Annotated in this window: 20 protein-coding genes; 15 read left to right on the forward strand and 5 right to left on the reverse strand. The window is 58.0% G+C overall.

Annotated elements, in window-relative coordinates:
* Nucleotides 1–197 precede the first annotated feature (197 nt).
* Complete coding sequence (fusA, locus tag FQK12_RS03160; protein WP_014230019.1) at nt 198–2,300, forward strand: elongation factor G; 2,103 nt, start codon at nt 198–200, stop codon at nt 2,298–2,300.
* Nucleotides 2,301–2,405: 105 nt separating this feature from the next.
* On the opposite strand, the gene sbcB is transcribed toward fusA, so the two are convergent.
* On the reverse strand, nt 2,406–3,830 hold the full coding sequence (sbcB, locus tag FQK12_RS03165) for an exodeoxyribonuclease I (RefSeq protein WP_014230018.1): 1,425 nt from the start codon (nt 3,828–3,830) through the stop codon (nt 2,406–2,408).
* 180 nt (nt 3,831–4,010) lie between these two features.
* On the opposite strand from sbcB, the gene dacD reads away from it, so the two are divergent.
* The 7 genes from dacD (at nt 4,011) to cobS (ending at nt 10,245) form a co-directional block, all read left to right on the forward strand.
* Entirely contained in the window at nt 4,011–5,177 is a 1,167-nt protein-coding gene (gene dacD, locus FQK12_RS03170) for a serine-type D-Ala-D-Ala carboxypeptidase DacD (protein WP_014230017.1), read from the forward strand.
* A 153-nt stretch (nt 5,178–5,330) separates the two neighbouring features.
* Nucleotides 5,331–6,767 (forward strand): capsule assembly Wzi family protein, encoded by a 1,437-nt coding sequence (locus FQK12_RS03175; RefSeq protein ID WP_014230016.1) that lies wholly within the window; start codon nt 5,331–5,333, stop codon nt 6,765–6,767.
* Between the two features lie 126 nt (nt 6,768–6,893).
* On the forward strand, nt 6,894–7,367 hold the full coding sequence (sbmC, locus tag FQK12_RS03180) for a DNA gyrase inhibitor SbmC (protein ID WP_014230015.1): 474 nt from the start codon (nt 6,894–6,896) through the stop codon (nt 7,365–7,367).
* A 98-nt stretch (nt 7,368–7,465) separates the two neighbouring features.
* Nucleotides 7,466–8,524: an FUSC family protein gene (locus FQK12_RS03185; protein ID WP_004103626.1), complete on the forward strand. Its 1,059-nt coding sequence runs from the start codon at nt 7,466–7,468 to the stop codon at nt 8,522–8,524.
* Between the two features lie 168 nt (nt 8,525–8,692).
* Nucleotides 8,693–9,028: a DUF496 family protein gene (locus FQK12_RS03190; RefSeq protein ID WP_004103624.1), complete on the forward strand. Its 336-nt coding sequence runs from the start codon at nt 8,693–8,695 to the stop codon at nt 9,026–9,028.
* 193 nt (nt 9,029–9,221) lie between these two features.
* On the forward strand, nt 9,222–9,434 hold the full coding sequence (locus tag FQK12_RS03195) for a bifunctional adenosylcobinamide kinase/adenosylcobinamide-phosphate guanylyltransferase (protein ID WP_014230014.1): 213 nt from the start codon (nt 9,222–9,224) through the stop codon (nt 9,432–9,434).
* A gap of 70 nt (nt 9,435–9,504) precedes the next feature.
* A complete protein-coding gene (gene cobS / locus FQK12_RS03200) occupies nt 9,505–10,245 on the forward strand; it encodes an adenosylcobinamide-GDP ribazoletransferase (protein ID WP_014230013.1) in 741 nt (246 codons plus the stop codon).
* Between the two features lie 487 nt (nt 10,246–10,732).
* On the opposite strand, the gene FQK12_RS03205 is transcribed toward cobS, so the two are convergent.
* Nucleotides 10,733–11,842: an adenosylhomocysteinase gene (locus FQK12_RS03205; RefSeq protein WP_014230012.1), complete on the reverse strand. Its 1,110-nt coding sequence runs from the start codon at nt 11,840–11,842 to the stop codon at nt 10,733–10,735.
* A gap of 185 nt (nt 11,843–12,027) precedes the next feature.
* Here FQK12_RS03205 and FQK12_RS03210 point away from each other — a divergent pair, with 185 nt between their 5' ends.
* The 6 genes from FQK12_RS03210 (at nt 12,028) to FQK12_RS03235 (ending at nt 18,135) form a co-directional block, all read left to right on the forward strand.
* Nucleotides 12,028–12,759 (forward strand): HPP family protein, encoded by a 732-nt coding sequence (locus FQK12_RS03210; RefSeq protein WP_014230011.1) that lies wholly within the window; start codon nt 12,028–12,030, stop codon nt 12,757–12,759.
* Between the two features lie 380 nt (nt 12,760–13,139).
* A complete protein-coding gene (locus tag FQK12_RS03215; protein WP_014230010.1) occupies nt 13,140–14,564 on the forward strand; it encodes a sugar porter family MFS transporter in 1,425 nt (474 codons plus the stop codon).
* 21 nt (nt 14,565–14,585) lie between these two features.
* Nucleotides 14,586–15,596 carry a Gfo/Idh/MocA family protein gene (locus FQK12_RS03220; RefSeq protein WP_014230009.1) on the forward strand — a complete coding sequence of 337 codons (1,011 nt, stop codon included), beginning with the start codon at nt 14,586–14,588 and terminating at the stop codon, nt 15,594–15,596.
* 23 nt (nt 15,597–15,619) lie between these two features.
* On the forward strand, nt 15,620–16,069 hold the full coding sequence (locus FQK12_RS03225; RefSeq protein ID WP_014230008.1) for a PTS sugar transporter subunit IIA: 450 nt from the start codon (nt 15,620–15,622) through the stop codon (nt 16,067–16,069).
* Nucleotides 16,066–17,007, forward strand: coding sequence for a sugar phosphate isomerase/epimerase family protein (locus FQK12_RS03230; protein ID WP_014230007.1), 942 nt, complete (start codon nt 16,066–16,068; stop codon nt 17,005–17,007). Before FQK12_RS03225 ends, FQK12_RS03230 begins: the two co-directional genes overlap by 4 nt.
* Before the next feature lie 123 nt (nt 17,008–17,130).
* A complete protein-coding gene (locus FQK12_RS03235; RefSeq protein ID WP_014230006.1) occupies nt 17,131–18,135 on the forward strand; it encodes a LacI family DNA-binding transcriptional regulator in 1,005 nt (334 codons plus the stop codon).
* Here the strand turns inward: FQK12_RS03235 and FQK12_RS03240 are convergent.
* Nucleotides 18,132–18,521, reverse strand: coding sequence for a tautomerase family protein (locus FQK12_RS03240; protein WP_014230005.1), 390 nt, complete (start codon nt 18,519–18,521; stop codon nt 18,132–18,134). The genes FQK12_RS03235 and FQK12_RS03240 overlap by 4 nt on opposite strands.
* Nucleotides 18,522–18,633: 112 nt before the next feature.
* On the opposite strand from FQK12_RS03240, the gene FQK12_RS03245 reads away from it, so the two are divergent.
* Entirely contained in the window at nt 18,634–19,551 is a 918-nt protein-coding gene (locus tag FQK12_RS03245) for a LysR family transcriptional regulator (protein WP_004852363.1), read from the forward strand.
* Here FQK12_RS03245 and FQK12_RS03250 read toward each other — a convergent pair.
* Nucleotides 19,544–20,275 carry a lipoyl protein ligase domain-containing protein gene (locus tag FQK12_RS03250; RefSeq protein ID WP_014230004.1) on the reverse strand — a complete coding sequence of 244 codons (732 nt, stop codon included), beginning with the start codon at nt 20,273–20,275 and terminating at the stop codon, nt 19,544–19,546. The genes FQK12_RS03245 and FQK12_RS03250 overlap by 8 nt on opposite strands.
* 18 nt (nt 20,276–20,293) lie before the next feature.
* On the reverse strand, nt 20,294–21,619 hold the full coding sequence (gene shiA / locus FQK12_RS03255; RefSeq protein WP_014230003.1) for a shikimate transporter: 1,326 nt from the start codon (nt 21,617–21,619) through the stop codon (nt 20,294–20,296).
* Nucleotides 21,620–21,874 lie beyond the last annotated feature (255 nt).

Below are 21,874 nucleotides of genomic sequence, written 5' to 3' on the forward strand. Positions count from 1 at the left end.
GCCTGTATCGGCGGCTGGCCGGTAATATACCGAAACTGCTTTTCTAAAGCCACGCGGGTCGTCGCAGCTTCACCAATAGTAACGATAGCAAAAATAGTTCGAATATACTCGTACAGTTGTACTATGATAGATGCCGTTATATGAACGGCGGCCAATTCCGGCCGCCTGTTAACAGTCACAATGACTAAGGACGCATCATGCCCCGACCCATCCCCCTCGAACGTTATCGCAACATCGGTATCTCCGCGCATATCGATGCCGGTAAAACCACCACCACCGAGCGCATCCTGTTTTATACCGGGATGAGCCACAAGCTGGGGGAAGTACACGATGGCGCGGCAACCACCGACTGGATGGCGCAGGAGCAGGAGCGCGGGATCACCATTACCTCCGCGGCGGTGAGCTGCTTCTGGCCCGGCATGGACCGCAGCTTCGAGCCGCACCGGATTAATATCATCGATACCCCCGGGCACGTGGATTTCACCATCGAAGTGGAACGCTCCATGCGCGTCCTGGACGGCGCGGTGATGGTTTACGACTCCGTCGGCGGCGTGCAGCCGCAGTCGGAAACCGTCTGGCGGCAGGCGAATAAATACCACGTTCCGCGGCTGGCCTTCGTCAACAAGATGGACCGCCCCGGCGCGGATTTTTTCCGCGTGGTGCAGATGATGATCGATCGCCTGAAGGCCAATCCGGTGCCGATTGCGATCCCGGTTGGCGCCGAAGAGCACTTCACCGGGGTGGTGGATCTCATCAAAATGCGCGCCATTTTGTGGGATGACGCCACCCAGGGGATGACCTTCAGCTATGCGCCGGTGCCTGACGACCTCGTGGAAACCGCCCGTCTGTGGCGGGAGAAAATGGTCTCGGCGGCGGCGGAAGCCAGCGACGAACTGATGGACAAATATCTCGAAACCGGTGAGCTGGACGAGGCGGAGATCGTCGCCGGTCTGCGCCAGCGCACGGTGAAGGGGGAAATCCAGGCGGTGCTGTGCGGCAGCGCGTTTAAAAACAAAGGCGTGCAGCGGATGCTCGATGCGGTGGTTGAGCTGATGCCGTCGCCGCTGGATATCCCGGCGATTCAGGGCGTGGATGAAAAAGGGCAGGCCGCTGAACGTCATCCGGGCGACGACGAGCCGTTCTCGGCGCTGGCCTTCAAGCTGATGACCGATCCCTACGTCGGACAGCTGACCTTTATCCGCGTCTATTCCGGGACGTTGAAAAAAGGCGATGCGGTGTGGAATCCGGTGAAAGGTAAGAAAGAGCGCATCGGACGCATCGTGCTGATGCAGGCCAACGATCGCCATGAGGTGGACGAACTGCACGCCGGGGACATTGCCGCCTGCGTCGGCCTGAAGGATGTCACCACCGGCGACACGCTGTGCGACCCGGATGCGGTGATTACCCTCGAACGGATGGAGTTTCCGGAGCCGGTGATTTCGCTGGCGATTGAACCGAAAACCAAAGCCGATCAGGAGAAAATGGGTATCGCCCTGCAGCGGCTGGCGGCGGAAGATCCGTCGTTTCGTCTGCATACTGACGAGGAGTCCGGCCAGACGATCGTTTCCGGGATGGGCGAACTGCATCTGGAGATTATCGTCGACCGCATGAAGCGTGAGTTTGGCGTCGAGGCGAATATCGGGCGTCCGCAGGTGACCTATCGCGAGACGATCCGCAAAACGGTCAAAGAGGTGGAAGGCAAATTTGTCCGCCAGTCCGGCGGTAAAGGGCAGTACGGTCACGTGGTGCTGACCCTTGAACCGCTGGAGCCGGGAAGCGGTTTCGTGTTTGAGGACGCGACCAAAGGCGGCGTGGTGCCGCGCGAGTACATCCCTTCAGTGGAAAAAGGGCTGCGCGAAGCGATGGGCACCGGCGTGCTGGCGGGCTATCCGGTGGTGGATATCAAGGCGACCCTGACGTTTGGTTCGTATCACGACGTCGACTCGTCGGAGATGGCTTTCCGGATGGCGGCGATATTTGGCTTCAAGGAAGGGGCGCGCAGGGCCGACCCGGTTATTCTTGAACCGGTGATGCAGGTGGAAGTGGAGACCCCGGAAGAGTACGCCGGGAATATCATGGGCGATCTCTCTTCCCGTCGCGGAATGGTGCAGGGGATGGAGGAGCGGTTCGGCAGCCAGATTATCCGCGCCGACGTGCCGCTGGCCGAGATGTTTGGCTATTCCACCACGCTGCGTTCCATGTCCCAGGGCCGGGCGACCTACAGCATGGAGTTCCACCACTACGCGGAAGCCCCGCGCAACGTGGCTGAGGCGATTATCGCCAGCCGCGCCAAAGGCTAAGCAACGTTCCCGGGTGCGACGCGAGGCGTCTTGCCCGGGCTACGAGTCCTGCCATTGTTTGTAGCCCGGGTAAGGCGTTAGCCGCAACCCGGGAATTTCTGCCAATCAAACAATATCCTGCGCGTACTGCCACAGCGCCTTCAGCTGCGCCAGCTTCTCTTTATCGTCCGCATACTGCTGGTACAGCATCTGCAGCTCATCGGCGTAGGCCTGCAAAAACTCAGGCGTAAAGACCTGGCGACGGTGCTCTAACCAGCGCTGCTGCTCGGCTTCATCCAGCGTGCCGGGATAGTTGCGCGCGCGATAGTTGAACAGCAGGCGCTCGATACGCTTATCGGCGAAGGTGATATCCAGCGCCGGCAGGTTGCGCGGCTCGGTTTCGAGCACGATTTTCATCGCCGCGCGGTCGGCATCGCTGAAAAAGCCGTTATACAGCTGCGTATCGACGTTATCGGACGGCACAAACGGCTCCGCTTCGGCAAAAATCGCCACCGCTTTCTCGCGTACCTGCGGATTAGCCCGCAGCAGCTGGGCGTTCTCCAGACAGCGCTGGATATTGATGCCCAGCCGGTCGGCATCCTGCGGACGCAGGGTGTTTTGCTGCGCCAGCACCGGGCATTTATTCAGGTGGACCAGCTTAATCGGCACCGCGGGCAGGTCGCCCAGCTCGCTTTTCGGCGTATACAGCCGCTCGCGCAGGGTGTCGGCATCGAGCTCCAGCAGGGGGGCGATGTCTCCGGCCAGGTCGACCATAATCACCGCGTTACGGTTGTCCGGGTGCCACGCCAGCGGGGCGACCAGGCTGGTGTTGCCGCGCGCCGCGCCGAACATGCCGGAAACATGCACCAGCGGTTTGATTTGCGGCACGTCAATCAGCGTCGCCAGCTTGCGCTTGTTGCGGTGGGCGTAAAGATAGTCGAACAGGCGCGGCTGCTGGGTTTTCACCAGCTTCGCCATGGCGATAGTGGCGTAAACGTCGGCCATCGCGTCGTGGGCGTTGCTGTGTTCGATGCCGTTAGCGACGGTCAGATGCTCCAGCCGGAAGCTCGGTAAGCCCTCTTCGTTTTCCGGCCAGTTGATCCCTTCGGGGCGCAGCGCATAGCAGGCGCGCATCACGTCCAGCAGATCCCAGCGGGAGTTGTCGTGCTGCCAGCTCCAGGCGTAGGGATCGTAAAAATTACGATAGAGAATGTTGCGCGTCACTTCGTCATCGAAGCGCACGTTGTTGTAGCCGACGATGCAGGTTTTCGGCACCGTGAACAGATCGTGAACGCGGCGGGCGAAAGCGGCTTCGTTGTCGCCTTTGGCATTGGCCTCCTGCGGCGTTATCCCGGTGACCATGACCGCCTGCGGCTGCGGCAGATAGTCATCGGCGAGTCTGCAGTAGAAGACTTCGGGTTCGCCGACGATATTCAGGTCTTCATCGGTGCGAATGGCGGCAAACTGCGACGGTCGGTCGAGCGAGGGACTGGTGCCGAAGGTCTCGTAATCATGAAATAAAAATCCGGGCTGGCTGGCGCTATCTTGCATAATCTGTTCATTATTCCTGGTGGCGAGCAGCCTTCATGGTAAACGATTTGCCGGGCCATCAGAAGGGTATCCCCTTTGTCCCGCGTCGGCGATGTCATATTTTCTTGCAATTAAACCCTGATTTGAAACGAGAAGTTCCGTAAAAAGGACGGCGAATCTGTCAATTTAGAGGATATGCCGTTGAAAGGCCGTTTTTTTATTGCTGTATCTTTGCTCGCTGCGAGCGTTTCCTGCGCATTTGCCGCCAATGATTTTCCCGTCAACGTGACGCCTCCTTCTATTCAGGCCGGTTCCTGGGTGCTGATGGATTACACCACCGGCCAGATCCTGACCGCCGGTAACGAGCATCAGCAGCGCAATCCCGCCAGCCTGACCAAACTGATGACCGGCTACGTGGTCGATCGCGCTATCGACAGCCACCGCATCACCTTTGACGACATCGTCACCGTCGGGAAAGACGCCTGGGCGCAGGGTAACCCGGTCTTTAATGGTTCTTCGCTGATGTTCCTTAAGCCCGGCGATCGGGTCAGCGTACGCGATTTAAGCCGCGGGCTGATCGTTGACTCCGGCAACGATGCCTGCGTGGCGCTGGCGGACTACGTCGCCGGCGGCCAGCCGCAGTTCGTCGCGCTGATGAACAGCTACGTGGAAAAACTGCATTTGCAGGATACCCATTTTGAAACCGTCCACGGTCTGGACGCGCCGGGTCAGCACAGTTCGGCCTACGATCTGGCGGTGCTCTCGCGGGCGATTATTCACGGCGAGCCGGACGTCTACCATATGTACAGCCAGAAGAGCCTGACCTGGAACGGCATTACCCAGCAGAACCGCAACGGTCTGCTGTGGGATAAGACCATGAACGTCGATGGTCTGAAGACCGGCCACACCTCGGGCGCCGGTTTCAACCTGATTGCCTCCGCGGTGGACGGCCAGCGCCGGCTGATTGCGGTGGTGATGGGAGCCGACAGCCCGAAAGGGCGTGAACAGCAGGCGGCGAAGCTGCTGCACTGGGGGCAGCAAAACTTCGATACCGTCCAGGTTCTGCAGGACGGCAAGCAGGTCGGCGTTGAGCGTATCTGGTATGGCGATAAAGAGCAGATTAAGCTGGGGACCGATCAGGACTTCTGGTTAGCGCTGCCGAAGTCGGAAGTCTCGCGCATTAAGGCCAAATACGTGCTGGATAACAAAGTGCTGGAAGCGCCGATCGCCGCCCATCAGCGGGTTGGCGAAATCTCCCTTTACGATGGTGATAAAGTGGTGGCCCACTGGCCGCTGGTGACGCTGGAAAGCGTTGGCAAGGGCGGCGTGCTGTCGCGCTTTAGCGATTATCTGCATCAAAAACTGTAACTTCTCCGCCGCTCCGCCCGGAGCGGCATCTCGTAGCTGTTTGATTATTATGCCGCTTCGGTTGGCGCTTCGTTTACTTTCACTCCATTACCTTACCCGGTCACCCTTCAGGAAAAAGCCTGGCGCTTGTGCGCCATAAATGGAGCTGGGAAAATGAAATACTTTGCGCGTAGTGCGCTTTCTCTGGGACTGTTCGCCGTTTTTAGCACTTCTGGTTTTGCCTCCGGCCTCGTTCTGGCCGATAACGAATTCCGCAATGATTTAGCCTGGTTATCCGACCGTGGAACCCTCTCGTTGAGCCTGTCGACCTGGCCTCTGAGCGAAGAGGAGATTAAGCGCGCGCTGGCCAATGCCCATCCGACAACGTCCGCAGAGCGGGTGGTACTGGGTCGGGTAAATCAGCGATTAAGCGCGCTGAAAGCTGACGTGCGCGTTACCGGCTACAGCTCCACTGATAAGCCGGGCACGCCGCAGGGGTTTGCCCAATCTTACCCCGCCGACCAGTCGCTTTCTCTCGCCCTGAACAACAGCGGCGAATGGTGGGATCTGCACCTGCAGGGCAATGTTGAAGGCGACAAGCGCATCAGTAACGGTTCGAGCGTGAACGCCAACGGCGCGTACGGCGCGGTTAAGCTGTGGAACCAGTGGCTGGCGTTCGGGCAAATCCCCCAGTGGTGGGGGCCGGGCTATGAAGGTAGCCTGATCCGCTCCGATGCCGCGCGTCCCATGACCGGTTTTCTGCTGCAGCGCGCCGAACAGCGGGCGCCGGAAACCTCATGGCTAAGCTGGATTGGCCCCTGGCAGTACCAGCTTTCCGCCAGCCAGATGAACCAGTACGCCGCCGTACCGCATACCAAAATCTTCGGCGGCCGCCTGACTTTTTCACCGCTCACCTCGCTGGAGCTGGGAGCCTCGCGCGTTATGCAGTGGGGCGGCGAAGGGCGGCCTTCCTCATTCAGCAGCTTCTGGGACGGCCTCACCGGCAATGATAACACCGGCGACTCGGCCGACGATCCCGGCAACCAGCTGGCCGGTTTTGATTTCAAGCTGAAGCTGGCGCCCACCCTCGGCTGGCCGGTGAGCATTTACGGCCAGATGATCGGCGAGGACGAAGCCGGATATTTACCCTCGGCGCACCTCTATCTTGGCGGTGTGGAAGGGCATCACCAGTGGAACAGCAATGCGGTTAACTGGTATCTGGAAGCCCACGATACCCGCTCGAACATGGGCCGTACTAACTACATCTATAACCACTTTATCTATAAAGACGGCTACTACCAGCAGGGCTATCCGCTGGGCGATGCGATGGGCGGCGACGGGCGTTTATATGCCGGTAAGGTGGAGCTGGTAACCGAAGATAATCAGCGCTGGAGCGCGCGGTTGGTCTACGCTGAGGTCAATCCAAAAAACCAGCGAATCAATAAAGCCTTCCCGCGCGCCGATACGCTGAAGGGCGTACAGCTGGGCTGGAGCGGCGATGTTATGCCAACGGTACGCCTGAATACCTCCCTGTGGTACACCGACGCTAACCACAGCGCCAGCGACGATGTTGGGGCCAGCATCGGCGTTGAGCTACCGTTCAGTTTATAATCGTATGGCGGCGATTTTTTCATCTTCTTGCCGCGCGGATTTGTGAATTGCCGCACATACTGTGGGTGATAGCACTGCTAATTTATGTGTATATACATACAGTATTTTATCAACAGTGGAGGCAGCATGGACTATAACGTTAAATCCGTAGGCAAGAAGAAAATTGCTGGTTTTCATCTGGTCGGTCCCTGGGAGCAGACGGTAAAACAGGGGTTTGAACAGCTGATGATGTGGGTCGATAACAGCCAGGTGCCGGCGCAGGAGTGGGTGGCCGTTTACTACGACAACCCGGACGAAGTCCCGGCGGAAAAGCTGCGCTGCGATACCGCCGTCACGGTGGCGGACGACTACCAGATTCCTGAGGGTAGCGAAGGCGTGATGATGACCGAAATCGCCGGCGGGGATTATGCGGTTGCCCGTGCCAGAGTCGAGAATTTTGACTTTGCGACGCCGTGGTACCAGTTCTTCGAGAGCCTGATGGAAAGCAAAACCCATCAGATGGCGATGAAGCCCTGTTTTGAAGTCTATCTTAACGATGGTAACCAGGACGGCTACTGGGATATTGATATGTATGTCGCGGTCGAGCCGGCCGTGAAGTAGAACATTGTCCCTTCGTTTGACAAGGTTTATTACATTCGCGTGATGCTTGCGGCGAAAAAGCAGTTACAATTGGCCTTTTCGTTGTGTCGGAGTAGGTTGTGCGCGCGGATAAATCACTTAAGCCATTTGAAATTCGGCTGTATCGCCATTACCGCATCGTCCATGGCGTGCGAATAGCATTGGCCTTTGTGCTCACCTTTGTGCTGGTGCGCCTGCTTAACGTTCCTGAAGGCACCTGGCCCCTCATCACCCTGGTGGTGGTTATGGGGCCTATCTCCTTCTGGGGAAACGTCGTACCGCGCGCGTTTGAACGTATCGGCGGCACGATCCTCGGCTCGGCGCTCGGGCTGGTGGCGCTCAAGCTGGAGCTTATCTCTCTGCCCATTATGCTGCTGTGGTGCGCGGTGGCGATGTTCCTCTGCGGCTGGCTGGCGCTGGGCAAAAAGCCCTACCAGGCGCTGCTGATCGGCATCACCCTGGCGGTAGTGGTCGGCGCGCCGCCGGGCGACATGACCACCGCGCTGTGGCGAAGCGGCGACGTTATCTTCGGCTCCCTGCTGGCGATGCTGTTTACCGGTATCTGGCCGCAGCGGGCTTTCCTGCACTGGCGCATCCAGATGGCCAGCTACGTCACCGCCTTCAACCGTCTGTATCAGGCGGGCTTCTCGCCGAACCTCGTTGAGCGTCCGCGTCTGGAAAAGCATATGCAGAAGGTGCTTAACGACGTGGTGAAAATGCGCGGATTAATTACTCCTGCCAGCAAAGAGACGCATATCCAGAAGGCCATCTTTGAGGCGATCCAGACCGTTAGCCGTAACCTGGTGTGCATGCTGGAGCTGCAAATCAACGCCTACTGGGCGTCGCGTCCCGGCCACTTCGTGATGCTTAACGCTCATACGCTGCGCGAAACTCAGCAAATGACCCAGCAAACATTGCTGACTATCGCCCACGCATTGTATGAGGGCAATCCGCAGCCGATTCTTGCCAACAATGAAAAGCTCAACGAAATCGTTGCCGAACTGCGCCAGCTCATCAAAGAGCAGCAGGACGACAATTTCTCCGAAACGCCCATTCACGGTTATGTCTGGTTAACTATCGAGCTGGCGCGCCAGCTCGAACTGCTGTCGCATTTAATCTGCCGTGCGTTGCGTAAATAAAGACCAGACTCACGTGGTTTTTCCATCGCTTGCTTCGATTCAGCAGCGTTTAGGGTTATGATAACGGCAAAGGAAAAAACATTGTCATCAGCGGCTGCTAACAGTTATGTTAGCCCTATGTAGCAGTCGCTTTAGCGAATCCGAATCTCAAATATTAGGGGTATAAAAATGGAAACAACTAAGCCTTCTTTCCAGGACGTACTGGAGTTTGTTCGCCTGTACCGTCGTAAGAACAAACTGCAGCGTGAAATTCAGGACGTTGAGAAAAAGATCCGTGATAACCAGAAGCGCGTACTGCTGCTGGACAACCTGAGCGACTACATCAAGCCGGGCATGAGCGTTGAAGCTATTCAGGGCATCATCGCCAGCATGAAGAGCGATTACGAAGATCGCGTTGACGATTACATCATCAAAAACGCCGAGATCTCCAAAGAACGTCGCGATATCTCTAAAAAGCTGAAAGCGATGGGCGAAGCGAAAGTCGAAGATAAATCTGCCGAGTAAGCCCCGTTAATGCGCTCCGGCGGCGCTCGCCGCCGGAGTTCCTCTTCTTCCTCTTGCGTGACCTCACAGTTCCTTAGCAAAAACGCCCGCGCGACGCTGAACCTTTACCCAGGAATTTGGTATACTTCCGCCGTAAACATATTGATATCGGAAGGGTTTATCTCATGCTGTCCCTGCAACAGGTGCCGCCGCGATGATACTGATGACCGGCGACGCGCTTAGCGGCCAACGCCGCGATGCCGAATCTTTACTCAACTCTTTCGTTTCGGCGATCTTCATCGCTACCTCCCGGCTCTCCGACAACCAAATGGCCGTGCGCATTCAACACCACCGTGATACCCGGCTTGCCCACTGGCGGCTGGAAGAACGCGGGCAGGCTTTCTCCGCGCGGCAGCCGCGCGGATAAGTCAGGTCACGGTCGGTGGCGGGCGTGAATAACCGCTGCCGCGGGGTTTATCGACAGGAGTCATCACTCAATGATTAAGTCTTTTTTTACCGCATTATCATTTATCAGCCGCCTGCCGGTCCCGGCGCGTTTATCCCAGGGGCTGGAAATTGAACAATATCAACGCAGTATCATTACATTTCCCCTGGTGGGGCTGCTGCTGGGGGCGATTGCTGGCGCCGTTGTGATGCTGCTGCAGCCGTGGTGCGGCGGCCCGCTCGCCGCGCTGCTCGGCGTGCTGGCGCTGGCGCTGTTGACCGGCGGGTTCCATCTTGATGGGCTGGCGGATACCTGCGATGGCATCTTTTCCGCCCGCCGCCGCGAGCGGATGCTGGAAATCATGCGCGACAGTCGGCTGGGCACTCACGGCGGGCTGGCGCTGATTTTTGTGCTGGTTGCCAAAGTGCTGGTGGTCAGCGAAGTGGCGCTGCGCGGCACGTCGGCGCTTGCCGCGCTGGCTGCCGCCTGCGCCGTCGGCCGCGGTATGGCGGTGCTGCTGATGTATCGTCAGCGCTACGCCCGGGAAGAGGGGCTGGGCAACTTATTTATCGGCAAAATCACGCTGCGGCAGATGCTGATTACCATGGGGATCGCGCTGGCGCTGGCGACGCTGCTGCTCGGGGTCAACGGTCTGCGGGCGGCGCTTATCACTCTGGTGCTGGTTTGGGCGCTGGGTCAGGCGCTGAAGCGTACCCTGGGCGGGCAAACCGGTGACACATTAGGCGCGGCGATTGAGCTGGGCGAAGTCATATTTCTGCTGGCCCTGCTGTAGGCATTGCTTTCTTCCCGGTGGCGCTGCGCTGACCGGGCTACCAGTCCACCGCTGTCTGCGGGCCGGTGCCCGGACAGGCGCAGCGCGCCGCCTGCGGGGAATGTGCCGGAGTGATGAATAGGCGTGGTTTCTCCCCGGCTCGCGCTGCGCTTAGCCGGGCTACAAGTCCACCGCTGTCTGCGGGCCGGTGCCCGGACAAGGCGCAGCGCGCCGCCTGCGGGGAATGTGCCGGAGTGATGAATAGGCGTGGTTTCTCCCCGGCTCGCGCTGCGCTTAGCCGGGCTACAAGTCCACCGCTGTCTGCGGGCCGGTAGTCCGAACAGGCGCAGCGCGCCGCCTGCGGGGAATGTGCCGGAGTGATGGATTGGCGTGGTTTCTTCCCGATGGCGCTGCGCTTAGCCGGGCTACAAGTCCACCGCTGTCTGCGGGCCGGTAGCCCGGACAGGCGCAGCGCGCCGCCTCCGGGAAAATTATTCAGCGCACGTGCTTACAGCGCTTTTTGCCATACGCTCTGTGGCAGGAGGTAAACGTCCGCCGGTGCCGTCATGCCGTCGGTCACGATATGCTGAATGCCGCTGGCCATTACCGCCAGGGTCACGTCAAAGGCGTTCAGGCTATCGCCAAAGCCCGCGGTCAGGTTGAGCATTGAACCGTTCGCCATCAGATAAACGGTTTTATCACCCATCCGGTAAGCGTTGATACAGGGCATGACCTCTTCATGACGGAACTGGCGCAGGTACTCACAGTCAATCTCTTCCGCCACGTGACCCACGTTGAGAATAAACACCCCGTCTTTGGACTTATCCAGCGCCTGGCGGTTAACGACTTTTTTACCGCCGGTCGCCGTGGCCACCACGTCCGCGGAGGCAATCGCCTCCTGTAATTCAACGACGTGCCAGCCATCGTAGGCCGCCTGTAGTCTCCGCGCCGGGTCGATTTCCGCTACCATCACCTGGCCGCCGAAGGCCTTCGCCGCCGCCGCTACGCCCTGGCCAACCAGACCATAGCCGATGACCAGCACTTTTTTCTCATGCAGGGTCAGGTGGGTCGTCTGGAAAAAGGTGTGCCAGGCGGTCAGGCCGACCATATGACGGTTGTGCAGGCCCTCTTTTACCGGCAAATCATCCCAGTTAAAAATCGGGTAGCCGGGGCGAATATCGCCCAGGCGGCTAACGCCAGAGCCGGTCGCCTCAAGGCCCGCGACGATATTGCCAAACTCCCCGCGCTGATGCAGTAGGGTGGTAATATCCGCGCCCATTTCGCACAGATGCGTCGGCTGCCAGGCAATCGCTTTTTCCCAGGATTGCTGCCAGTCGGCGTCGCTCATATCCCGCCAGGCGCAGGCTTCCGCGCCGCGCTCCACCAGCCAGGCGACCACGTCATCCTGCACCGTCGTTGGGTTACAGGTGGTAAGAAAAACCTTCGCCCCTTTCTCCAGAATTCCCTGCACCAGGGGGATCATTTTCATATCGAGGTGCATACAGCAGGCGAGACGCACCTGGCTGAGATCCGGCAGGGCGGCGACCTGACGCAGGGTGCGCGGCATATTCTGACTGGCCCATGCGATCTCTTTCTCTAATTTTATCTTGTTATTCAACGTGTTTGACCTTCAATCCATAGAATGCTGATACCCAGAGGTGAGGGGATTTTAACGTAGCGCGCGCCGTTTTTACATTCACAAAATGAATGACGAAAAGCCACGACAAAGACATGGTTGTTAAAATAAGGTTAAAAAAAGAAAATGAAACATAAGTTCTTATTATGACGTAAGCGAGCTACACGATGTTAAGCGTTTTACCCGGATCGCTCTTTTCGCGGATCCGCATTTTCCTCGGTCGCCTCAAGCCGCACGCCCTGCCGGTTGCCAGAAAACATATTGTTCTGGCCTCTCTCGGCGCCGGGACGGGACTGGCGGTGACCAGCATGTTCAGCCACTGGCTGTTAGGCGAGGTCAATATCTGGTTTATCGCGCCAATGGGCGCATCGGCAGTGCTGCTGTTTGGCGTCCCGAGCAGTCCGCTGGCCCAGCCGTGGTCGATTGTCGGCGGCAACGTGCTCTCGGCGCTGATTGGCGTGACCGTGGGAATGGCGATCCCGAACCTGGCGCTGGCCTGCGGCGTGGCGGCGGGGCTGGCGATCGCCGGTATGTATTTCCTGCGCTGCCTGCATCCGCCGGGTGGGGCGGTGGCGTTAACGGCGATCCTCGGCGGGGCGGGGGTGCAGAGTGAAGGCTACCACTTTGTTCTGACGCCGGTATTGCTCAATTCCCTGATGCTGGCGCTGCTGGCCATCGTCTTCAACAACCTGGTGGGACGACGCTACCCGCACCCGCTGGCCGCGGAAGAGGTAAAGGCCAAAGCCGTACCGCTGGGCCTGTCGGTGACCCGCGATGATATTCATGCGGCCCTGCTGGACGGCCAGTTTCTCGATATCGATGAAGACGACGTGCAGGAGCTGCTGGAAAATATTGAACATAAAGCCAGACAGCGTATCGCCAGCGCCCGGCAATCCTGATGAGCTTTTCGGCTCTCTGGGGAACGCGGATTAACCCACGTGTTCCCCTTTTTATTGCCTTCCTCCCCGGCCATTAGCCTGAACCAGGCATTTTTCTCCCCCCGAAAGCAACAAGCTCTGCGGATCGTGACTGCGATCGACAAAATTGGCCATTCAATGAGCAAAAAGTTGACGCCCTTAACGAAATGAATATTTCAAAATAACTTGTTATGGATTTTTTAATCCGGTGGAGTATAACAAGTTGTTAAATAATGCACCCGGGTGCAAAAAGGTGCAAATGTATTCCTGATGCCAGAATCTGCCGTATCTGGATCGGCAATGTGATCTTTTTATTCATAAAAACAAAACGATAGAACGCTCATCCCTGACAGGACAACAAAATGACCGATCATGTGATAACTGAAAGTCGTAAAACAGATAATGATAAGAAAATCAGATTAATAACCCTCGTCTCAACCATCGGTGGACTGTGCTTTGGCTACGACACCGGGGTTATTTCCGGCGCGCTGATTTTCATGAAAAACGATCTTGGCCTCACTCCTCTGCAGGAAGGGCTGGTGACATCGTTTTTATTATTCGGCGCGGCAATCGGCTCTGTCGGCGGCGGCTGGCTGTCCGACCGACAGGGACGGCGGAAAAATATTCTGTGGGTGGCGGTGATTTTTATCTTTGGCGCCCTCGGTACCGCCGTCGCCTGGGATATGTCGTCGATGATAATCGCCCGCTTTATTCTTGGCCTGGCGGTTGGCTGTGCGTCAGTGACGGTGCCGATTTATATTTCCGAACTGGCGCGACCCGCGCAGCGTGAACGGCTGGTGACGGTCAACGAACTGATGATCGTCACCGGGCAGTTTCTCGCTTACTCCGTCAACGCTTCCATTGTCAATTTCTATCCCGACATGTCGCACAACTGGCGGCTGATGTTGGCCATTCCGGCGCTACCCGGCGCGCTGCTGTGGATTGGTATGCTGGTAATGCCGGAGTCTCCGCGCTTCTTCGTGCGTAAGGGGCAAATAGACAAAGCGGTTGCGGTGCTGAAAACGATTCGTCGGCCCGAAGAGGTGGAGCAGGAGATCCGCGATATCCAGCAGGTGAGCCAGATTGGCATCAACCATGGCCGATTTGTTGACGAGCTGAAGAGAAAATGGGTACTGCAGCTGATTTTGATCGGCCTGATGATTGTGCTGGCAACGCGCGTAACCGGCGTGAATACCATTATGTACTACGCGCCGACGGTGCTGAAAGCCACCGGACTTGGCGATGCGGCGGCGGTGACCGGCGCCGTGGCTAATGGCGTCGTCTCTATTCTGGCCACGCTACTGGGGATGCTGTTAATTGGCAGGCATTCCCGACGGAAAATGTTCTTTACCGGACAGATCGGCGTCACCCTTAGCCTGGTGTTGATTGGCCTCTCGTTCAAGCTCTTCTTCCATATGGAAACCGTCGATGGCGTCAGCGGCTTGCACGCCAACTTTACCGGTGCCAGCTACATCATTCTCGCCCTGATGCTGGTGTTCCTGACCTTTATGCAGGGTTGGATCGCACCGGTGTTCTGGCTGATGCTCGCGGAAATCTACCCGCTGCGGATGCGCGGTCTGGGAATGGGTTTTGCGGTATTCGGTTTATGGATATTTGACTTCATCATTCAGTCTATTTTCCCGATTTTACTCAACAGCTACGGCGGTGGAATGACCTTCGGCTTCTTCGCGGCTACCAACGTCATAATGCTGATTCTGCTGGTGAAGTTCCTGCCGGAAACCCGCGGGTTAACCCTCGAACAAATTGAACAAAAATTCAGATTCTGATTTAGCAACGTGGAGGAATATATGACAGTTAATATCGGTTTAATTGGTTTGGGTATGATTGGGCGCGACCATCTCCAGCGTTTCCAGACGGTTATCCAGAACGCCAGGGTCAGCGCCGTCTGCGATATCAATCGTAATGTGACCGACGCTATTGCCCGCGAATATGGCGCTCAGCCCTATTACGATGCAGTCGAGATGATTCAATCAGACGACGTGGATGCGATCTTTATTTGCTCTATTGGCCCGGTACATAAAGAACAAATTCTGGCGGCCATTAAAGCAGGTAAACCGGTGTTTTGCGAAAAGCCGCTAACCCCGACCGCCAATGAAGCCAAAGCGATTATTGATGCTGAAGTAGCCTACGGCAAACGTATGCTGCAGCTGGGCTTTATGCGCCGTTTCGACCCGGGGTACAACCAGCTAAAAGCCACTCTGGATAGCGGTGAACTGGGGGAAATATTGCTCATCCACTGCGCCCATCGCAACGCCTCCGTGCCGGAGAGCTACACCCTGGAGATGGCGATTAACGATTCGGCGACCCATGAAATCGATATTATCCGCTATCTGCTTAACGAAAATATCGTTTCGGTGCGCGTCGATAAACCGCAGAAGAAAACGCGCAGAGCCTGCGCGCATCTGCAGGATCCGTTGATTGTGATTTTTGAAACTGAATCCGGCGTACGTATTGATGATGAGCTGTTTGTTAACTGCGATTACGGCTATGACATTCGCTGTGAAGTGATTGGCGAAAATGCCATCAGCGCGTTGACCGAACAGGCACTTACCACCGTCCGTTCGGCGCAGGGTTATAGCCGCGCTATCCCCAAAACCTGTATGGAACGTTTCGCCACCGCCTACGATCGCGAGGTGCAGAATTTCGTTGACCGGGTAAACCTGGGGGCGGAGATGAGCGGGCCATCATCGTGGGACGGATTTGTCGTGGCGATGGTATGCGATGCCGGCCTGGCGTCGCTGAAGGATGGCGAAAAGCACGCCGTCTCTCTGCCGGAGTGTCCGGCGCTCTACCGCTGACCCATTAACGAAGGGAGAGGCGCATGTTAACTCTGAAACCAGAAGATATTTTTATTGGCTGTCGGGCGAATTCAAAGAAAAAGGCGCTGCGTATTGCCGCGGATTCCCTGCAGGCCAGCGGCTACGTCAGCGAGGGTTTTTTTGAATCAATGGTGGAGCGCGAAAAGGCGCTCTCTACCTGGCTCGGGGCGGGGGTCGCCATGCCCCACTGCAGCAAGGAGGGTATTGATCTGGTGCGGCAAACCGGTTTCCAGCTGCTTCAGTTTCCGGATGGCGTGGGCTGGGGGGAGGGTAAAGTGGCCTTCCTTGTGGTCGCCGTGGCGGCAAAAAACAATGAACACATTGATGTTATAGCGGATCTGGCAGACCTGCTTGATGACGAAGTGAAAACCACGCTGCTGGCCAGCGCCGACAGCAAAGACGCGTTTATGCAGATCCTCGAAGGACACTCATTTAAGAAGGATAGAATATGAAACTGGCACTCTGTACCGATGTTCTCGCCGGCCTGGCGTTCCCGGAAATGCTCGATCGCGTCAAGCAGTACGGCATTGAGGGCGTGGAGATGACCGCAGGCGGCTGGTCGCCTTGTCCGCATGTTAAAACTGAAGAACTGCTGGCTTCTCCGGCAGCGCTGGCGGCGTTTCGCGGCGAGCTGGAAAAGCGCGGAATGGAGATCGTCGCGCTGAACTGTTCGGGTAACCCGCTGGCCCCCGGCGCCCTTGGCGAGAAGCACACCGCCAGCAGCTACCGTACCGTCGAGCTGGCGGCGAAGCTGGGAGTGAAAAAGATAGTCATGATGAGCGGCCTGCCGGGCGGCGGGCCGGACGATAAAATCCCTAACTGGATCACCTCGACGGTTTCCTGGCCGGACTATATGCCAGGCGTGATCGATTACCAGTGGAACGAGGTTGCTATTCCCTGGTGGCAGGCTTTTACCCGCCATGCGGCTGAATACGGCATCGAACAGATTGCCCTCGAGGAATTCCCCAGCCAGCTGGTTTACAACCCGAGCACGCTGCTGCGCCTGCGTGAGGCGGTTGGCGACATCATCGGCATGAATCTCGATCCGTCGCATCTGATCGCCATGGGGGCAGACCCGATTGCCGCAGCCCGTAAGCTTGAAGGGGTGATTTATCACGTCCACGGCAAAGACGCGCGTATTGAACGCGGGCTGGCGGATGTCGACGGCTTACTGGAATACCAGCCGGTTACGCAGACCAAAACCCGCACCTGGAACTACGTGGCGGTTGGCTGTGGACAGGATTTGAAGTGGTGGAAAGAGTTCTTCTCGGTGCTGCGCATGACCGGATATAACGGTTATGTGTCGCTGGAGATGGAGGACCTGACGATGAGCGTTGAAGCAGGGCTACGGACGTCTATTGATGCCCTCAACGCCACATTAAGTCAGTGATAACGGGCCGCGTTTTCCCTCCGGGGGGCGGGAGAACGCGGCGCGTTTTTTGTTGAGCGGATTTTATCTTGCTGTATTTTACGTTCTATTGGATGTTTTTTATCAGGAACGTTAAAACCGAGTATGAGCGCCCCTAAACGACAAAAAGCGACCGCCAGCGACGTTGCGTTACTGGCTGGCGTCTCCAAATGGACGGTTTCCCGGGCATTTACCCCCGGGGCTTCTATCCAGCCCAAAACCCGGGAAGAGGTGATGAAAGCCGCTAATATTCTGGGATATCGACCAAATTTACTGGCGCGTAGCCTGACGCAAAAGAAAACGCATATTATCGGCGTGGCGGTAGACGAGCTGCGCAATCCCAATATGGTGCTACTGCTTAACGAAGTGACCCGCCAGCTGCAGAATCGCGGCTACATGGCGCTGGTGATTAACGTTACCGACGAAGAAAACACCCGCACGGCGATGGCGCTGGCTTACCAGCTCCAGGTTGATGGTATCTTGTTTATGGCCACGGTCCTGACGCCGGAACTCATCGCGATTGCCACTGAAATTCATCGCGTTCCGCTGGTGCAGATTGGCCGTAATACCGATCATCCGGAAATCCAGGTGGTCAATATTGACGGCTGGATTGCCGGAAAACAGCTTGCCGAACTGCTGCTGGCGCAGGGGCATCGCACTTTTGGCTATATGAAAGGGCCGGATACCGCCTCGCACCATTTAATGAGGATGGAAGGGTACGAAGCGGCGCTGGAGCAGGCAGGTTGCCGGCTTGATACTCTGCTGGTTGCCGGACAGTATTTACGTACCCGGGGATATGCGGCGATGAGCGAGTATCTGGACGCGACGTCCGCAGGCGAAAGAGTGGATGCCCTGTTCTGTGAAAACGATATTCTGGCGATAGGCGCGCTTCAGGCGCTGCGCGAGCGCGATTTAACGATGGGTATTGTCGGTTTCGATAATATCGATGAAGCGGCGGCGCCAGAATGGCAGCTTACTACTTACGATCAGCGGCGCGAGCGGCTGGTGGAAGAGGCGTTGAATCGGCTCATCGATGCAGCTGAAGGGCCGACGGCGACCTGGCGCACCGGGGAACCCATCGTGCGCCAGTCCCATCGCCGCCAGGGCTAAAGTTCGCCGGTGATGTACTGCGCCACGCCGCAGCCAAAACTCCAGTCCCCTTTGTGGTTGCTGATTACCGAGATCATCAGGTCATCGCCGCTCAGCCCGCAGTGCTCCCGGAGCTCAGCCTGCAGGGTGGCATAAAAAAGCTGCTTCTGCGCTTCGCTGCGCGGGCTGGTATATACCCTCACCACCACCACGTCCCGGCTTCGCGTCAGCCCCAGCCCGGTATCTTCAATAATCATATGATGAGCTTTGTTTTCGTGAACAATCTGGTAGCGATCGCGCTCTGGCACCTTGAACGCCTGCACCACGGCGCGATGTGCCGCATCCAGCAGGGTTTTGATCTCGTTTTCGCTGCGTCCTTCAATGATATCAAACGTCAGTAATGGCATAGCAGATGGTCCTTATTGTCGGGTTACCTTAGTGAGAGAGATGCTAACCCGTGCTGAAGCCGGCAAAAACCGCTATATTTGAACTCATTGTTTTTACCTGTGAACAATTACTATGCGCGAGATCCGCCCGGAAATTTACTGGACCCACCTGTACTGGCTTACGGTGCTGGAGGAGCAAAAAAGCTATACCCGCGCCGCGGAAAAGCTGGCGGTCAGCAAATCCGCCATCAGCCAGAAAATTAGCGAGCTGGAGCGGGTTACCGGTAAAACTCTGGTGCACCGAACCACCCGCAGCGTGACCTTAAGCGAAGATGGTCTGCGGCTGGTGGCGGAGCTGAACGAGCCGTTTGGGCAGATTCGCGAGATCTTTACCGGCACCTGCGACGAGGAAGGCGGCCCCCTGCGCGGTACGCTGCGCCTGACCGCGCCGGTGGCGTTCTCTCGACAGCAGCTGGTTCCGGCCATCACCCCTTTTCTGCACCAGCATCCGCAGCTTCATCTCCAGCTGGAGGTGACCGACCGACTGGTGTCGCTCGCCAGCGAGGGGTTCGACCTTGCTATTCGCCACTGTCGCCGCGAGCTGCTGCCGGAGACCCACGTGGCCTGGCCGCTGTGCCGTACGGCTACCCTGGTGGTCGCCTCGGCGGACTATATTCGCCGCTTTGGCCGCCCCGATTCGCCTGACGCGTTGCGTCAGCATCAATGCCTGACCTACCCGCGCGGGCCGCAAAGCCCGCACTGGACCTTTGAGCGCGACGACGAGCGGGTGAGCGTGAAGGTGCAGGGGCCGTTTGCCACCAATAACAGCGAATCCCTGCGCGACGCGGTGCTGGCGGGGCTGGGCGTTGCCTTACTGCCGGATTTTAGCGCCAGGGAGGCGATTGGCCGCGGGCTGGTTCAGGAGCTGCTGCCGGGATGGCGGCCGGTGGATGCGTTTGCGGAAAGTCTGTACGTCATTCGCCCCTACACGCCGCGCGTATCGCGGGCGGTAGAGACGTTTAGCCGCTATCTGAAGGCGACCTTCAGCTGATATTTTCCAGCTGCTGCGTCAGCGCCTCGCGAAAGCGGGGCATCAAATCGGCGCCTTCTGAAACCAGCTCCGCCAGGGTCACGGTTTTATCGGCGCGGTATTCCCGCCCGCTGCCAAGCCGGGCTTCGAAATCATTGGCCGCCCGGTGAGCCGCCGCCAGGTCGGCATCCAGCAATACCACCGCGTGCGCGAGAACCACATGGCCCTGGCCTTCCGCCATTGGTCGCCAGTACTGGGCCGTGCCGGCTATTTTTCGCACATGCTCGCCCTCGCCGCAGGCCAGATTATAGCGACCATCGCAAAATGAACCGCTGACCGCCCGGCAGTGGCTGGCCACGCCAAAGGTCGCCAGCGTGCGCTGCAACAGGCCGCAGAGGAAAAGATAAATCGGCTCTGCGGCTTCGCCCAGCGAGTGATAGACCGGCCAGGCCAGGCTGAGATTAACAATTCCCGGCCCCTGCGGCACCAGCCCGCCGCCGGAGCGGCGCTGCCAGACCGGCCATCCCTGGCCGGCGAACTGCTCGCTCACCGCCGGGAGTTCGGCAAATTTCCGGTAGCTTCCGGGCACCACAAACCCCTGCGGGGCCTGCCAGAGCTGAGCCACCGCCTCACCGTCGCCCGCCCGGGCAAACAGCGGCTGCTCGGCAAGGGTGGGATCGGCAAAGTAACCAACCGGTAGCTGCTGGTGGCTAAAGCGCAGCGGCCAGCAGGGTTCCTGAATCATGATTTCTCCTTATCGACGCTATTCGCCATGGCGGCTGGGTTTCATCAGCATCGCCGTAAGGGCGGAGAGCAGGCAGCCTGCGGTCAAGTAGATAGCGACGCTATGCCAGGCGCCGCCGGATAAGGTGACCAGGGCGGCGGCGATAAACGGCGTGAAACCGCCGCCGACAACGCTGGCAACCTGATACCCCACGCCGGCCCCGCTGTAGCGATAGCTGGCGCCAAACATTTCGGTAAACATCGGCTGCTGAACGCAAACCACCATATCGTGCGCAATATTTGCCAGCATAAGCGCGAAAAACAGGATCCAGAAGTATGACTGGCTTTCGAGCGCCATAAAGAACGGGAAGCCGCTGAGGGTGCCGATCAGCGCCCCGGTGATATAGACGCGGCGACGGCCAAAGCGGTCCGCCATCCAGGCGAAGCAGGGGATCGTCAGGCAGCTGATGGCGCCGACAAGCAGGCCAATGTTAAGAAACAGCTCGCGCGGCAGGCCGAGATTCTGCGTGGAATAGTTAAGCGCGAAGGCGGTGACGATATACATCGTCAGCAGCTCGCACAGGCGCAGGCCGATAATCATTAAGAACGCGCCCGGATGGCGGAACAGCGCTTCCACGACCGGCAGCCGCTTTTTCTTCGGCTGCAGCTGCTGTTCGCGCTGCTGCTGTTCAAATTCGGCAGATTCCGCCATGCCGTTGCGGATCCAGAGCGCCGCCAGCACCAGCACGACGCTAAACAGGAACGGCAGACGCCAGCCCCAGCTGAGGAACTGTTCATCGGTGGTGCAGGAGCTTATCAGCGACACCAGCCCTGTAGAGAGCAGCAATCCGACGCCGTAGCCCACCTGCACGCCGCTGCTGTAGAACGCCTTCTTATTTTTCGGCGCACTCTCTACCGCCAGCAGCGCCGCGCCGCCCCATTCGCCGCCCACCGCAAAGCCCTGGACGGCGCGCAGCAGGACCAGCAGAACCGGCGCCCACCAGCCAATCTGGTTGAAGGAGGGCAGCAGACCGATACAGGCGGTGGCGATCCCCATCATCCATACCGTCAGCATCAGCATGCGTTTGCGCCCGAGGCGATCGCCGAAATGGCCGAAGATAATGCCGCCCAGCGGGCGGAAGAGGAAGCCGACGCCGAAGGTGGCAAAGGCGGCGAGGGTACCCATCGCCGGGCTGATTTGCGGGAAAAATTCCCGGTTAAATACCAGCGCGGCGGTGATGCCATAGAGAAGAAAGTCGTACCAGTCGACCACGGCCCCGGCGAAGCTGCCCCAGGCCGCTCTGCGGGCGCGGTTGAGTGAACATGCCTCCTTGCCGGGGCGCTGAGAAATTAACGTTGAGTCCATACCTGTCCTGTCTGTTGCTGAGTTTTTAATTATTGGAATGAGACGCTTTCCGAATTCGCGCCTGTCCTGAGACTACCGCGCAGAAGGGCATGTGAAAAGATTTTTACCTGCTCTGGGCGTTTAAAGGCATAAAGCGTTTGCTTCGCCAGGGGATGAACGCCCTTGTAGCCCGTTCAGAATGCGAGCTTAGGACTTCGCTTATTGTTTTTAATTTTAATTTTTGAACCCAACGGGGACACCTTTTAAGAAATGACT

The sequence above is a fragment of the Klebsiella sp. ME-303 genome (assembly GCF_007910085.1).
Lineage (GTDB): Bacteria > Pseudomonadota > Gammaproteobacteria > Enterobacterales > Enterobacteriaceae > Klebsiella > Klebsiella michiganensis.

Bases quoted from the DNA above. Each gene is read 5' to 3' on its own strand.
- FQK12_RS03195 (WP_014230014.1), top strand. From the start codon at position 9,222: ATGATACTGATGACCGGCGACGCGCTTAGCGGCCAACGCCGCGATGCC.
- shiA (WP_014230003.1), bottom strand. From the start codon at position 21,619: ATGGACTCAACGTTAATTTCTCAGCGCCCCGGCAAGGAGGCATGTTCA.
- FQK12_RS03235 (WP_014230006.1), top strand. From the start codon at position 17,131: ATGAGCGCCCCTAAACGACAAAAAGCGACCGCCAGCGACGTTGCGTTA.
- FQK12_RS03250 (WP_014230004.1), bottom strand. From the start codon at position 20,275: ATGATTCAGGAACCCTGCTGGCCGCTGCGCTTTAGCCACCAGCAGCTA.
- FQK12_RS03220 (WP_014230009.1), top strand. From the start codon at position 14,586: ATGACAGTTAATATCGGTTTAATTGGTTTGGGTATGATTGGGCGCGAC.
- FQK12_RS03210 (WP_014230011.1), top strand. From the start codon at position 12,028: ATGTTAAGCGTTTTACCCGGATCGCTCTTTTCGCGGATCCGCATTTTC.
- FQK12_RS03225 (WP_014230008.1), top strand. From the start codon at position 15,620: ATGTTAACTCTGAAACCAGAAGATATTTTTATTGGCTGTCGGGCGAAT.
- fusA (WP_014230019.1), top strand. From the start codon at position 198: ATGCCCCGACCCATCCCCCTCGAACGTTATCGCAACATCGGTATCTCC.
- FQK12_RS03240 (WP_014230005.1), bottom strand. From the start codon at position 18,521: ATGCCATTACTGACGTTTGATATCATTGAAGGACGCAGCGAAAACGAG.
- FQK12_RS03215 (WP_014230010.1), top strand. From the start codon at position 13,140: ATGACCGATCATGTGATAACTGAAAGTCGTAAAACAGATAATGATAAG.
- FQK12_RS03245 (WP_004852363.1), top strand. From the start codon at position 18,634: ATGCGCGAGATCCGCCCGGAAATTTACTGGACCCACCTGTACTGGCTT.
- sbcB (WP_014230018.1), bottom strand. From the start codon at position 3,830: ATGCAAGATAGCGCCAGCCAGCCCGGATTTTTATTTCATGATTACGAG.
- cobS (WP_014230013.1), top strand. From the start codon at position 9,505: ATGATTAAGTCTTTTTTTACCGCATTATCATTTATCAGCCGCCTGCCG.
- FQK12_RS03190 (WP_004103624.1), top strand. From the start codon at position 8,693: ATGGAAACAACTAAGCCTTCTTTCCAGGACGTACTGGAGTTTGTTCGC.
- FQK12_RS03230 (WP_014230007.1), top strand. From the start codon at position 16,066: ATGAAACTGGCACTCTGTACCGATGTTCTCGCCGGCCTGGCGTTCCCG.
- sbmC (WP_014230015.1), top strand. From the start codon at position 6,894: ATGGACTATAACGTTAAATCCGTAGGCAAGAAGAAAATTGCTGGTTTT.
- FQK12_RS03175 (WP_014230016.1), top strand. From the start codon at position 5,331: ATGAAATACTTTGCGCGTAGTGCGCTTTCTCTGGGACTGTTCGCCGTT.